The organism is Paenibacillus sp. CF095 (assembly GCF_900101225.1).
GTDB lineage: Bacteria > Bacillota > Bacilli > Paenibacillales > Paenibacillaceae > Paenibacillus.
The window spans coordinates 3,361,813-3,375,265 of the sequence record NZ_FMZN01000001.1 but is presented as its reverse complement, the minus strand read 5'-3'; the positions used below and the strand labels follow the sequence as shown (position 1 = coordinate 3,375,265).

At 45.4% G+C, this 13,453-nt stretch carries 12 protein-coding genes; 9 read left to right on the top strand and 3 right to left on the bottom strand.

Translation table 11 applies throughout. The features are described 5' to 3' along the window. Positions 1-355: 355 nt before the first annotated feature. The 3 genes from serC (at position 356) to BLS69_RS14690 (ending at position 2,473) form a co-directional block, all read left to right on the top strand. The gene (serC, locus tag BLS69_RS14700; RefSeq protein ID WP_091035043.1) at positions 356-1,444 is read left to right on the top strand and encodes a 3-phosphoserine/phosphohydroxythreonine transaminase; all 1,089 of its coding nucleotides are present in this window, start codon (positions 356-358) and stop codon (positions 1,442-1,444) included. A 139-nt stretch (positions 1,445-1,583) separates the two neighbouring features. Then, complete coding sequence (trmL, locus tag BLS69_RS14695) at positions 1,584-2,051, top strand: tRNA (uridine(34)/cytosine(34)/5-carboxymethylaminomethyluridine(34)-2'-O)-methyltransferase TrmL (RefSeq protein ID WP_017689589.1); 468 nt, start codon at positions 1,584-1,586, stop codon at positions 2,049-2,051. Between the two features lie 167 nt (positions 2,052-2,218). Beyond that, a complete protein-coding gene (locus tag BLS69_RS14690; RefSeq protein ID WP_036610032.1) occupies positions 2,219-2,473 on the top strand; it encodes an AbrB/MazE/SpoVT family DNA-binding domain-containing protein in 255 nt (84 codons plus the stop codon). 98 nt (positions 2,474-2,571) lie between these two features. On the opposite strand, the gene BLS69_RS14685 is transcribed toward BLS69_RS14690, so the two are convergent. Further along, positions 2,572-3,489 (bottom strand): serine hydrolase domain-containing protein, encoded by a 918-nt coding sequence (locus BLS69_RS14685; RefSeq protein WP_091032711.1) that lies wholly within the window; start codon positions 3,487-3,489, stop codon positions 2,572-2,574. Positions 3,490-3,961: 472 nt separating this feature from the next. Here BLS69_RS14685 and BLS69_RS14680 point away from each other — a divergent pair, with 472 nt between their 5' ends. From BLS69_RS14680 to BLS69_RS14655, 6 genes are all read left to right on the top strand, one after another. Beyond that, positions 3,962-4,726: an alpha/beta hydrolase gene (locus BLS69_RS14680; protein ID WP_091032708.1), complete on the top strand. Its 765-nt coding sequence runs from the start codon at positions 3,962-3,964 to the stop codon at positions 4,724-4,726. An 11-nt stretch (positions 4,727-4,737) separates the two neighbouring features. Continuing rightward, positions 4,738-5,697, top strand: a complete 960-nt coding sequence (locus BLS69_RS14675; protein ID WP_017689585.1) for an ABC transporter permease — start codon at positions 4,738-4,740, stop codon at positions 5,695-5,697. A gap of 18 nt (positions 5,698-5,715) precedes the next feature. Next, on the top strand, positions 5,716-6,618 hold the full coding sequence (locus BLS69_RS14670) for a carbohydrate ABC transporter permease (RefSeq protein WP_076209164.1): 903 nt from the start codon (positions 5,716-5,718) through the stop codon (positions 6,616-6,618). Positions 6,619-6,671: 53 nt separating this feature from the next. Beyond that, positions 6,672-8,267, top strand: a complete 1,596-nt coding sequence (locus BLS69_RS14665; RefSeq protein WP_091032705.1) for a type 2 periplasmic-binding domain-containing protein — start codon at positions 6,672-6,674, stop codon at positions 8,265-8,267. Positions 8,268-8,365: 98 nt separating this feature from the next. Then, positions 8,366-10,531 carry a beta-glucosidase BglX gene (bglX, locus tag BLS69_RS14660; RefSeq protein WP_091032703.1) on the top strand — a complete coding sequence of 722 codons (2,166 nt, stop codon included), beginning with the start codon at positions 8,366-8,368 and terminating at the stop codon, positions 10,529-10,531. Between the two features lie 77 nt (positions 10,532-10,608). Beyond that, on the top strand, positions 10,609-11,625 hold the full coding sequence (locus BLS69_RS14655) for a LacI family DNA-binding transcriptional regulator (protein ID WP_091032700.1): 1,017 nt from the start codon (positions 10,609-10,611) through the stop codon (positions 11,623-11,625). 298 nt (positions 11,626-11,923) lie between these two features. Here the strand turns inward: BLS69_RS14655 and BLS69_RS14650 are convergent, their stop codons facing one another. Together BLS69_RS14650 and BLS69_RS14645 are read right to left on the bottom strand one after the other, a co-directional pair. Then, positions 11,924-12,988: a phosphodiester glycosidase family protein gene (locus tag BLS69_RS14650; protein WP_091032697.1), complete on the bottom strand. Its 1,065-nt coding sequence runs from the start codon at positions 12,986-12,988 to the stop codon at positions 11,924-11,926. After that, complete coding sequence (locus BLS69_RS14645) at positions 12,985-13,395, bottom strand: uroporphyrinogen-III C-methyltransferase (protein WP_017689578.1); 411 nt, start codon at positions 13,393-13,395, stop codon at positions 12,985-12,987. The genes BLS69_RS14650 and BLS69_RS14645 overlap by 4 nt, the downstream gene beginning before the upstream one ends. Positions 13,396-13,453 lie beyond the last annotated feature (58 nt).

Sequence of the window (13,453 nt, the reverse complement as noted above, 5' to 3'; positions counted from 1 at the left end):
GGGTCGGAACAGTTCTTGTTCCAACTTAAAGCCTCCGGGACACGTTCTCGGAGGCTTTTCCTTGAATTAAACAATGTAGTGCTTTAACTTTGCAGGGTGATAAAGGAATTTGATGACCTGAATTCAACACTTCAGTGCATATTGCCCTTGAAGCAGATAGAGAATACTGATATCATAGCGATAATATTCACTTTGAGTGCATTTTGCGCAAATCCATAGATCGACTTTCAATAAGTAAGATATAGATCAAAATGATTCGATTGGTCTATATCTTATACCCGTGAGCGATTCTAATCGAATTGTGCAAAATGCTGTTTGTATGTCAGAGTTACGGATGGAAAGGGCGGGGGATTTTGTGACAAAAAGAGCGTATAACTTTAATGCAGGACCTGCGGCGTTACCACTTGAGGTACTGGAGCGTGCACAGGCGGAATTTGTAGATTTTCGTAATACAGGCATGTCGATTATGGAGATGTCTCACCGTGGAGCGGTGTATGAGTCTGTACATAATGAAGCTCAGGAGCGGTTGTTGTCGCTTCTAGGCAATCCAAAAGGATACAAGGTTCTCTTTCTGCAGGGCGGTGCAAGCACTCAGTTCGCGATGTTGCCAATGAACCTGCTCGGTGCAGGGCAGACTGCAAGTTACGTGATGACTGGCAGCTGGGCCAAAAAGGCTCTGTCTGAGGCGAAATTGATTGGCGAGACACATGTTGCTGCATCTTCAGAAGCAGAGAAGTTCATGAAATTGCCGGATGTTTCGAATCTGAGTTTGCCAGAACGTACGGCTTATGTACATCTGACTTCCAACGAAACGATCGAAGGTACGCAATTCAAGTCGTTCCCGGATACCGGTTCAGTACCTCTGATTGCGGACATGTCGAGTGATATTTTCTGTAAACCATTTGATCTTAATCAGTTTGGCATGATCTACGCGGGTGCACAGAAGAACCTGGGTCCATCCGGAATTACGGTTGTAATTGCTCGTGAGGAACTGGTGAGCGAATCGCCTAAAACGATTCCAACCATGCTTCGTTACAGCACACATGTAGATAACAACTCCCTGTACAATACGCCGCCATCCTTCTCGGTATATATGGTGAATGAAGTATTGAAATGGATTGAAGAACAGGGCGGACTGGCTGGTATTGAGCAAAAAAATACGAAAAAAGCGGAATTGCTCTATAACACAATTGACGCTTCCGGCGATTTCTACCGTGGTTGTGTGGAACCAGAAGATCGTTCCCTGATGAATGTAACCTTCCGTCTTGCTTCTGAGGAACTGGAGAAAAAGTTCATCAAGGCATCGGAGGGAGAAGGATTTGTAGGTCTGAAAGGACATCGCAGTGTGGGTGGTCTCCGTGCCTCCATTTATAATGCTGCTCCTTATGAGAGTGTTAAGGCACTGACAGACTTTATGAGCCACTTCCAGAAGACAAATGGATAATTAGTATAGGGTACGGTGTAATGGACCTTCGTGTCTTATCCTGTGCCTTACCAGAGCCTTCCACATTGACGTGTGGAGGGCTTTTCTTTAAGATTAGAGGGTTGTCGTCAACATGAAATGAAAAGGAGATTGAACACATATGGCTTTACACATCGTTCTGGTTGAACCAGAAATTCCGGCGAACACAGGAAATATTTCGCGTACTTGTGCGGCAACCGGTACCCATCTGCATCTCGTGCGTCCACTTGGATTTCGAACAGATGATGCTACATTGAAACGGGCAGGGCTGGACTACTGGCATGCCGTTCATATTGAATACCACGACTCATTTGCAGAGGTTCAGGAAAAATATCCGGAAGGTCGCTTCTTCTACGCAACTACGAAGGCAAAGAACCGATACAGTGACTTTAATTTTCAGGATGGGGATTTCCTCGTTTTTGGTAAAGAGACTAAAGGCCTGCCACCTGAATTAATTGCTGCGAATCCCGATACATGCATGAAAATGCCAATGACTGGTGATGTTAGATCATTAAATCTGTCCAATTCGGCAGCAATTATTGTGTATGAAGCACTGCGTCAGCTTAATTTTCCGGGGTTAGAAGGATAAATCCGGGTTATAAATGACGGCTAGAATTCGGTAAAAAAACATTTTTCAAAAAAAAGGACAAAAAATGTTTATTTCCAGCAGGATTCGACAAAATCTTGGCGAATCTATAAACATAGTACAAATGTACCTAGAAATTTAGAGTAAGATAGGAGAGGTGTGCCGTAGCTATGAAGCCAGCTGGAGTAGTTCGCAAAGTTGACCAATTAGGTAGGATCGTATTGCCTAAATCTTTGCGTAAAAGGTATCAAATGAATGAGGGAGATCCTGTAGAAATCTTAGTACAAGGGGACCATATTATCTTGGAGAGATATCGTCCAAAATGTATTTTCTGCGGATCCATCGAGGAAGTCAACGAGTTCAAAGAGCGTTACATATGCGCACAATGTTTAGATGAAATGACTCAGCTTCCACAACACGGATAAGAAATAACGTCATGGGGTCCATTGACCCCGTGGCGTTTTTTTGTTTTATTCTCAATCGGATGGCATAATGCAAATTGAAATAAGATAAAACACTTAGGCTAACGCTGGGTGTAAAGGGGTAAAACCTCATTCCAGACGGCATTCAGGATGCCTTGCATATTTTCTTCCTCACTATTAATACATATGACAGCTTCCTTTGAGGGAATTACGATACACAATTGACCATAGGCTCCATCGGCGCGGTAAGCGCCATGAGAACACATCCAGAACTGATATCCGTAACCTTTTCCCCAATCTCCGCCTCCAGTCGTTTCGATCTGCTGGGACGTAGCCTGTCTGATCCAATCGGCAGGTACAAGCTGTGTGCCTTCCCAAAGCCCCTCCTGCAGCAGTAACTGTCCAAATCGACTCAGTTCCTCATTGCTTATCCAAAGACCTGCACAGCCAAGTGTTACTCCCAATGGAGAGGTTTCCCACTCTACATCATGAATGCCAAGTGGATCAAATAACCGTGGAGTCAGGTAATCTTTCACGGTTTGGCCGGTTGCTGCCTGTAGCATGGCTGAGATCATAAACGTATCCCCACTGCTGTATGTAAAATGTTCTCCGGGCATCCGGTCCAGAGGGAGAGACATATAATGTTTTGCCCAATCTTTCTCGGTCAAAGAAGCTCGTTCATCAGCCCAAAGAGGCGGCGAGTCATGGCCCGAAGACATTCGGAGAAGATCACGCAGTTTCAATTCCTGCGGCGATGGAAGATTGCGCTGTGCAGTTGGTACATGATCATAAGAGAAATAATCACCAAGTGTCGCATCCAGATGTAACAGACCTTCTTCAAGCGCAAGACCAACGGCCATACACGTGAAGGATTTACTGATGGAATGTTGTACCCTGCGCTGATCCTTATCCCGGTCCCAATGGGCAAGCAGATGCCCTTTTTGTAATATGCGAATGGAAAAAACGTTCAATTTTTGCTCAGTAATCGTATGAATGAAACCTTTGAGTTGCTCAGACATATTAACCTCCCTAATATCAGGTGAAACCTGAGTAAAATCGGTTGGTGAAACGTTTCCGTAATTCGAATGCAAAATCAGAACTCATGTTAGTATAAACCTGGTTTGGTGTCAATTAAAGTTGTAATAGCACTGACTAAATTTTCATTTTTTCGTAATAATAGTGTCTTTCGATGCAAATTTAGACTTAAAAAAGCATTTTTTCGAGAAAAAAACGCGAAATTTGTAAAAAGGTTATTGACAGGATTTACTCATCGGGCTTATGATTTATTCGAAACGATTCGAAGAAATCGCTTCCACATTAAAAGTGTTGTAATGAAGTCCATGTGAATCAACGTTGGCTATGTTTTGAAACGATTCGAGAAAATCGTTTCGATAACCCATCGTAATACAAGGGAATCTACAACAGCCTGCAATCCAACGCCAGAGAAACGAATGAGTAAAGACAGCAGGCGATGATGAGAGGGGTTACATTATGGCACATATAACGATCGAAACTGGATCGCCAACCTTATGCATGAATACCAGCATACATGTTGTGTCCAGTGACTCCGGAGAGACTTCAGGCGGTACACTATATCTGTTGCACGGGGCAGGCGATAATGCGAGTACCTGGCAGCGGTTAACTACAATTGAGATGTATGCAGCCCAATATGGCTGTACCATCATTATGCCGGAAGCGAATCGAAGCTACTACACCGATATGGAATACGGCCTGAATTACTTCCACTACATCACGCAGGAGTTACCTGAAATATGCAAGCGTCTGCTCAATCTGAATCCTGATCCGGAGAAAACATACGTCGCCGGTTTATCCATGGGTGGATATGGTGCACTGAAATGTGGACTAACTTATCCAGAGCGATATCGCAAAGTAGTGTCTCTATCCGGCGTAACGGATATTCAGACACGACTTCATGATCCCCATATGCCAGCGAGCATGATCAAGGAAATGAAAGCGGTTTTTGGAGAACGTTTACAGGTGAAAGCCGATCAGGATATTTACGCACTGTCGGCCAAGCTGCTGGAACAGGGTGTTCCTTTACCGGATATCCTCAGTTGCTGTGGCGATAGTGACCCCTTCGTAGAGATGAATCGCGACTATGCGAAATACATGCAAGGGACTGCCTTTGATTTTCGGTATGTGGAGACCCCGGGGGCTCATGAATGGAGATTTTGGGAGCACCACCTGAGAACGATGTTTGATTTTCTGTACAACGACAAGACCATAGTAGAGTGAGGAGATGCAATGTGAAACCTGCAGCCGAAGGACCTAGCAAAAAGCTGAAGGGAAACGTGAAGGGCAATTCGCTCTGGACTGAAATCTGGAAGCACCGAATGACATACACCCTGCTTATTCCGGGGCTTGTCTGGCTAATTCTGTTTGCCTACATGCCGATGGGTGGCCTGTCTCTGGCATTCAAAGATTACAAGGCCAACCTGGGCATCTGGGGAAGTCCATGGAGCGGATTCGAGAACTTCAAATATGTTTTCCGTGATCCAACCTTTATCGACGCAGTATGGCGTACGCTGTACATCAATATTCTGAAACTGATTATTCAGTTCCCATTCCCGATCATTCTGGCGCTGTTGCTGAATGAATTGCGGATGCGCAGAGGGAAAAAATTATTCCAAACCGTTCTTACGTTCCCGCACTTCCTGTCCTGGATCATCGTATCCGGGGTAGTCATCAATGTGCTGGCATATGACGGACTGGTAAACAGCGCGCTCGGATTACTCGGATTGCCAACGATTAACTTCCTGGGGTCTGAATCCAACTTTGTACCAATGTTGCTGTTGACTGATATTTGGAAATCAAGTGGATGGGGCGCGATTATATTCTTGGCTGCCATTTCCGGTATTGATCAGGATCAGTATGAATCAGCACAGATTGACGGGGCTTCCCGTATGCAACAGATGTTCAAAATTACTTTACCTAACATCCTTCCAACCATCACAATCATGTTTATTCTGTCGGTTGGTGGATTGATGTCTTCCGGGTTTGACCAGATCTTCAACTTGGCAAATGCCGCTACCAAAAATGTATCGGAAGTACTCGATGTATATATCTATCGGATTACGTTCCAGTCATCTACCGATTTCTCATTCTCGACAGCGGTCAGCTTGTTCCGTTCCCTGGTGAATATGGCCTTGCTGCTTCTTGCTGACAGATTTGCCAAGTGGCTTGGCGGAGACGGTTTGTTCCGATAAGAGAGGAGGAAAAATGAGATGAGCAAGAAAGCTAACAAAAAACCGAGAATTGGTACAGAAAAAATGACACTTCTCGATTACATTATTTTTGCCGTATTACTAGTGCTTGCCCTGATGATCCTGATTCCGTTCTGGAATGTTATCATGATCTCGTTTGCAACACAAAAAGAATATGCTGACAATCCATTTTTGATGTTCCCTAAAGAATGGACATTGGATTCCTACAAGGCATTGTTCGCTGACGGAACGATTCTGTCGGGGTACAAAAATACAATTATATTGCTAGTCATCGGCTTGCCACTCAGCTTGTTCCTGACAACAAGCATGGCATATGGCCTTAGTCGCAACAAATTTCCGTTTAAGAAATTTCTCTTTTTCCTAGTACTGTTCACCATGATCTTTAATGGTGGTATCGTACCGCTGTATCTGATCATGAAATCTCTTCATCTTACAGGTACGCTGTGGTCTGTTATCCTGGCGGGAAGCTTCAGTGCGTTTAACATGATTCTGATGATGAACTACTTCTACACCTTGCCTGAATCACTCATGGAATCGGCGAGACTGGATGGAGCCGGAGAGTGGAGAATTTTGTTCTCCGTTGTTCTTCCGCTGGCTACACCAATTATGGCTACAATCACGTTGTTCTACGGTGTGGCTTACTGGAACAGTTGGTATGATGCGATGATATTCCTTCGAAAAGCGGATCAATTACCGCTCCAGAATGTACTCCGAAATATTATCGTGACATCTACGACGAATGCATCCAATGCATCCAGTGTGGATGCTGCCCAGGCAAGCAACTTCTCAATGGGCATGAAGATGGCGGCCGTATTTGTCACCATGGTACCAATTATGTGTTTCTTCCCAATGCTGCAAAAACACTTTGCCAAAGGGGTATTAACAGGGGCAATCAAGACCTGATTATACGTATAGGATTTTGCAATAAAATTCTACTAAAAACATGGGGGTAAAACATGAAAACGAACAAAAAGTTGTCAGTAAGAGCTCTCTTTGCCATCACGCTTAGTGTAGTTATGCTGATGGTGACCGCTTGTTCCAGCCAAGGAGCTTCAGGTGGTAACGAAAAAGATGCAGAGGGAAATTACAAAGACAACCTGACCATCTCTGTAGCTAACCTGACCGAAATCAAAAACGGGAACCTGGATAATGACTTCCACAAGTTCTGGACAGACAAATTCAATGTAACTTGGGACTACAACTATATCGATTGGGATTCATGGGGCGAGAAGCTTCGTCTGTGGATCAACTCTGGCGACTTGCCGGATGTAGCGGTATGGAACTACGTACATGGCGATGCCATTAACAGTATTGAACAAGGTTTGTTCTACAAATTCCCGGATGACTGGAAAGAGCGCTGGCCTAACGTGGCAGCAGCTTACAATTTGACGGGTCTTGGAGACAAGTTGGAAGAATTGACGGGTGGAACATATGTCCTGCCTAGACCAATCTATTTCGAGAACAAACCAGCTGACCCACTGACGAACCAAATTGGTGTCATTGCGCTTCGTAAAGACTGGGCTGAAGCGGTTGGTTTTGAACTGAAAGATGCTTATACAACAACCGAATTGAATGAATATGCTGCGCTAGTGAAAGAAAAAGATCCAGGCAAAGTGGGTAACAAACTTGTACCTCTGTCCTACAATGCGGCAGATGCCATGACAAACATGATTATGCCAAACAGTGTGCATGCCATGACTGACTCTCCGTTCTACAAAGGTGAAGATGGCCAATTCCACTGGGGACCAGCAGATCCTGAAACGCTGACAGGACTTAAATTGATGCAAAAAGCCTATAAAGACGGACTGCTCAATCCTGAGTTCTACACATGGAAAAACAATGAAGGTCAAAACAACTTCAAAGTAACAGGTACAGCTGCTGTAACAAGTCTGGGCGGATTGGCTTCGTACAGACAAGGTCTGGATTCCGATATGAGAAAAAATCTGGGTGTAGATAGTGATGAACTGGTACACACAGCAATCGTAGTAGGCGATGACGGGAAATACCGTAACATGGAGCAAGCCAACTTCTGGTCTGCATTGATCTTCAATCCGGACATCAGTGACGAGAAATTCGAACGGATCATGGATCTGATCGATTACTCCGCAACAAAAGAAGGACAGTTGCTCATCAACATGGGCTTTGAAGGAAAAGATTGGAAATATGATGAAAACAACGAACTCGTTAGCTTGTTGCCAGAAGGAACGGTATTGGAAGATAAATATCCAGCACGTTTCGAAGGTCTGTATCTGCTGGGTGACGACTTCAGTGTTGTAAACCCTGCAATCAAAAAAGATTACCGTGATAGAGCCGTGAAATTGTTCGAAGAAAAAGCAAAACTTGGTACAGAAGGTAAATCCCTTGCAACTTACGATTGGGATGTCAACCTGTACGATTCCAAAGCTAAGAGTCAGGCTTCATTCGACTACCAGAATGAATATGCCAACTTGATCCTCAAAAACGGAGATCTAGAGGCGAACTGGAAAGAATGGGTAAACAGTAAAATGTCCCTGGTTCAACCTTATCTGGATGAGCTAAACGATAAATTCTAGTAATCATTCAGTAATTAATTTTGAACCCGGTGCGCGGTCTCTCCCCGAACGCAGCCGGGTTCTTTATTTCAACAACTTGTAGTGGAGGATACGATCAGATGAATAACGAGCAGTTGTTAGACCTGGTAAAACAGATGACGTTGGAGGAAAAAACAGCTCAGCTTCTTCAGTTGACTGCCAACTTTTATGAAGGAACAAATGTCGAAGGTCAGATCACAGGGCCGATGGAAGAGATGGGGATTACGGAGCAGTCCGTGGATGCCAGTGGGTCCATTCTGGGGTTGTCCGGTGCGCAGGCCATCATTGATGTACAGCAAGCTTATATGAAAAAAAGCCGTTTGGGCATTCCGCTTTTGTTCATGGCTGACGTAGTTCATGGATTCAAAACCATTTTCCCGATTCCACTGGCAATCGGTTGTTCATGGGACACAGAACTGGCTGAGAAAAGTGCTGAAATTGCAGCGCGTGAATCAGCTGTATCCGGTTTGCATGTTACCTTTGCACCGATGGTTGATCTGGTTCGTGACCCGCGCTGGGGTCGTGTGATGGAAACGACAGGAGAAGATCCTTATCTGAACAGTTTATTTGCGGCTGCGTTTGTACGTGGATATCAGGGCGATAGCTTGAAGGATGAGCCAGATCGTCTTGCAGCCTGTGTTAAACACTTTGCGGCGTATGGAGCGGCTGAGGGTGGTCGGGATTACAATACGGTGGACATGTCCGAGCGTAACCTGCGTGAGTACTATTTGCCAGCGTACAAAGCAGCATTGGATGCGGGTGTGGAAATGGTCATGACTTCGTTCAATACGGTTGACGGTATTCCGGCAAGTGGCAATGAGAAGTTAATGCGCGGCATTTTGCGTGACGAGTGGGGCTTTGATGGTGTATTAATCTCGGATTGGGCTTCCATTCGCGAGATGATTGCGCATGGTGCTGCGGAAGATGATCGTGAAGCGGCATATCGTGCCATTCGCGCAGGAGTAGATATGGAGATGATGACACCTTGTTATGTGCATCATTTGCCTGAACTGATTGAGAGTGGTGAAGTGGAAGAGAAGCTAATTGATGAAGCTGTTCTGCGAATTCTGCAACTGAAAGAGAAGCTGGGATTGTTTGATAACCCACTGCGTGCAGCTGATCCTGAACGTGAACGTGAGATTGTATTCTCCAAAGAGCACCGTCAGGTATCGTATGAACTGGCAACAAAATCAGCTGTCCTGTTGAAGAATGATGACAGTGTGCTTCCACTTCAACCTGACGCTAATGTAGCCCTCATTGGTCCTTTTGCACAGAGTCCTGATATTCTGGGCTGGTGGTCCTGTGAAGGGGTTAAAGAAGATGCAGTTAAGTTGGGAACAGCTCTGCAAGAACGCCTGACGGGTGGGAAAGTTCAATTTGCTCAGGGCAGTAATGTTCATACGATTACAGCTGAGCAGATTGCCGAAGCTCTGAAAGTGGCAAGCAAAGCAGACCTGATTGTCCTTGCTCTTGGGGAAGACTCAGAGATGAGTGGAGAAGGTGGCTCGCGCACGGATATTCGTCTGCCGGCAGCCCAACTGGAATTGGTTAAACAGCTCAAAGCAGCGGGAAAACCGATTGCCAGCGTTATTTTCAACGGCCGTCCATTGGATCTGCATGGTGTAATCGATGAATCGGATGCCGTTCTTGAAGCCTGGTTCCCAGGTAGTGAAGGCGGAGCAGCGATCGCAGATGTTCTGACAGGTGTAGTGAATCCATCCGCACGTCTGACGATGTCCTTCCCGCAGTCCGTAGGTCAGATTCCGGTCTATTACAACCATTTCAATACAGGTCGTCCACTGAACCCGGAGAAGACGGAAGAACGTTATGTTTCCAAATACATTGACAGCCCGAATGAACCGTTGCTTCCGTTCGGTTATGGTCTCTCTTATACATCCTTCGCTTATGGTGATCTTGAAGTCTCAAGTAATGAGTTGACTGCAGATGAGTCCCTGAGCATCCAGGTACGTGTTACAAACACGGGTGACCGTGCAGGTGTGGAGACCGTTCAGTTGTACGTTCGTGATGTAACAGGTGAAGTCGTTCGTCCTATGCGTGAGCTGAAAGGATATGTGAAGCTTGCACTGGAGCCAGGCGAGAGTGGTACAGCTACGTTTACTTTAAATGAAGAACAGCTTCGTTATCACCATTCCGACTTAAGCCATCGCAGTGATCGAGGCGAGTTCCATATTCTTGTGGGTGCAAACAGTCGGGATACTCAGAAGAAATCATTCAGACTTGTTTAATCCGGTGAATGAAAAGAGTAATGTGTCAGGCCTTTTGTTATGAAAGGCCTGATGAACATAACAGGGGAGCGAAGAATGTGGTCAGTATCAAGGATATCGCCAAACAGGCGGGAGTTTCCATCTCTACTGTGTCATATGCGCTGAATGGCAGCAACAAAGTGACCGATGAGACGAGTTCCAAAATTTTGGCCATTGCCAAAGAACTGAACTATGTTCCAAATGCCGCAGCAAGAACACTGAAGAAGAGGGAATCCAAAATTCTAGGTGTATTCTTGACCGATTTTAGAGGAGATGTGTATGGAGACTTGCTGAGTGGCATGAAAGCCGTATGTAATGCTCAAGGCTATGACCTGATCGTGTGCAGTGGTAAACAATCCCATCGCATGCTTCCAGAGAGGATGATTGATGGTGCGATCATTCTGGATCATACGTTTGCAAGTGAGGAACTAATGCAGTATGCCGATCGTGGGCACAAAATCGTTGTATTGGACCGTGAGATGGATCATCCCAACATTAATCAGGTTCTGCTGGATAATAAGGCCGGGGCAACACTTGCGATGGAACATCTTATTGAACAGGGACACAAGAAAATCTACGTGGTGACAGGACCGGAAGGTTCGTTTGACTCTGTGCAGCGGTTAAAGGCTGTGAGACAGGTTGCTGAACGTGAAGCCGATGTGGAATGGATTGAGATCACGGGAGATTTTGAAAAGAGTGGTGGAGAAAAAGCCGCAGATCAAATTGCGCAGGTGTATGATGGACCCGCAGCGGTATTCTGCCTCAATGATGAGATGGCTATTGGCTTGTGTGATCGTCTGGCAGACAGTGCACTTGGCGTTGGTCAGGAGATTGATGTCATCGGATTCGACAATATTGAATTGAGCAAATACGTCCAGCCGAGACTGGCAAGCATTGATTATTCCAAGCGCAAGTGGGGATCGCTCGCTGCTGAACAATTGATCAAAATTATTGCTGGAGAACCCGTCGATCATGAACGAATTTATGTCACATTAGTTGAGGGCGGGTCGGTGAGTGGGCCTATTTCGTCTGATTCGGTTATATCTATGCGGAATGACCGGGCGGTTAGCTATTGATCCCGAATACAGCAAGAGACAAGGCTTAGAAGAATCGAATCATTCTTTTAAGCCTTGTCTCTTGCTATTTCGAGGATGAAGCAATAGAAAAAGCCTCTCCGGAGAGAGGCTTGGCCTTTACAAGCCTTTTGTTTTGTCATTGTTGTAGGATGAAGTGAGAATGCCTGTAATGAAGAGAGTCAATACAATTGCAATAATCCAGAATGTCAGTGAAAATGACATGCCCTTCGCACCTCCTGCACAAGCTCATTTTCTTCTATTATAACCATTATAGGTAGAAAAGAAATGCTTCACCCTATTATTTGTAAAATAAAAAGTGTGTGGGCACCGGTCTGAGGCTGCCATCTGAAGGGTTATTCACGACCCGATTATTCAGAATAAGCGAGGATGATCCACCGCCATCCAGATTATAGGCGTCGATCACCCCAAGCTTGTACAACCGCCCTTGCAACTCTTCAAGGGTAGCACCGGAACTTCCGCCCTCATTATATCCGTCAACTACAATAATCAATAACTGATCATCCTTATAATTGCCAATGACTGTACGTGGTGCTCGTTTTGGTGATACTTTCCATTTGTCGGGAATTGCGGTTTTACGTCCATTCTGTAACAGCACGGGTACAAACGTAGCCCCAAATTGTGGTTGCAGGCGATCCAGTGAGTTTTTGTCAAAGAACTTGCCTCCAACCAGTTTGCCGGCATCATTAAGTCCTACAAAAAACAGATCTTTGAAACTGGCCTGGAAACCGTTCACGTATTTCCCGTCCATGACGGTTGTGCTAAGTGGATAACGTTTGCCGCCACTGTCAGCAAATCCACCTGCGTTAATCCCGGCAATTGCGCCGTTACGCTTCACAGCCTGCATGGTCGTCTCAGAACGCCCAGGTTCACTGTCTAGAGCCATCTGCATGGCCGTAGGGTCTTTTAACTTGATCTTCATGGCATAGCCCTTATAGCTGCCAGGATTCACTCTGTACATTTCAATCGTTAGCCGGTCACTGTCTACCCGTTCAAATGGAACGCCAAGCTTGGATGAAATCCGTTTGTTGTAGATCGTTTCCGGACGATCCGCTTGGGCGGAAGCCTTCTGCACAAGTGTAGACATCGTACTTGTTGTTTTATTATAGAGCTGTGTCGTTCTTTTAATAGAAGAAGAAGTCTGGACAGCAGCATCTTTTGCCCCCGCAAGCTCTTGGCTAATTGCTTGGGTCCGGGGTGTAATCGTATCCTCTGACAGTTCGGTAGGCATCAAACCTCCGGGTTCAAGTGGAGGACGAAGCAGCAGCAGGCATAATATCAATCCAACAAAAGGAGCGAGTGCAAGCATAAAAAAACGATTAACCTGTTTGACGGGTGTAATCATTTGAGCAGGTCCATCTTTTTCTGGAGTGTCTCCAGTTGTTTTTTGACTTCGCTCAGCTGGGTATACAGTTTGTTGCTGTTATCCGTTTTGTCACTTGCATTATCCTTGGTGAAAGTCAGCAATTCATTGAAGGATTGAACCTGTCCCTGCAGGTCTTCTACTTCCTTAGATATCGTTGTTAGCTGATTTTCGTAGTCGGTTTTTAGCGCTGCAATCTGCTGCTGATTATGGGCTTGAAGCTGGTTAATCATCTGTTGTTGGAGATGGTTACTATAATAGTAGGTTCCAACGACTCCTAGTGCAATGAGGACAATCCACATTACCAGAAACAGCTTGATTGAAGATCCAGCCTTGCCTTTGGCGCTCCGGGTGTGATGGATGTCAGAGGACGGGGCAGATGGTTTCATATCATCACTCCTGGTCATTAATAGGTACAAAAAAATTTCCAGTCCTCATTCTATCATG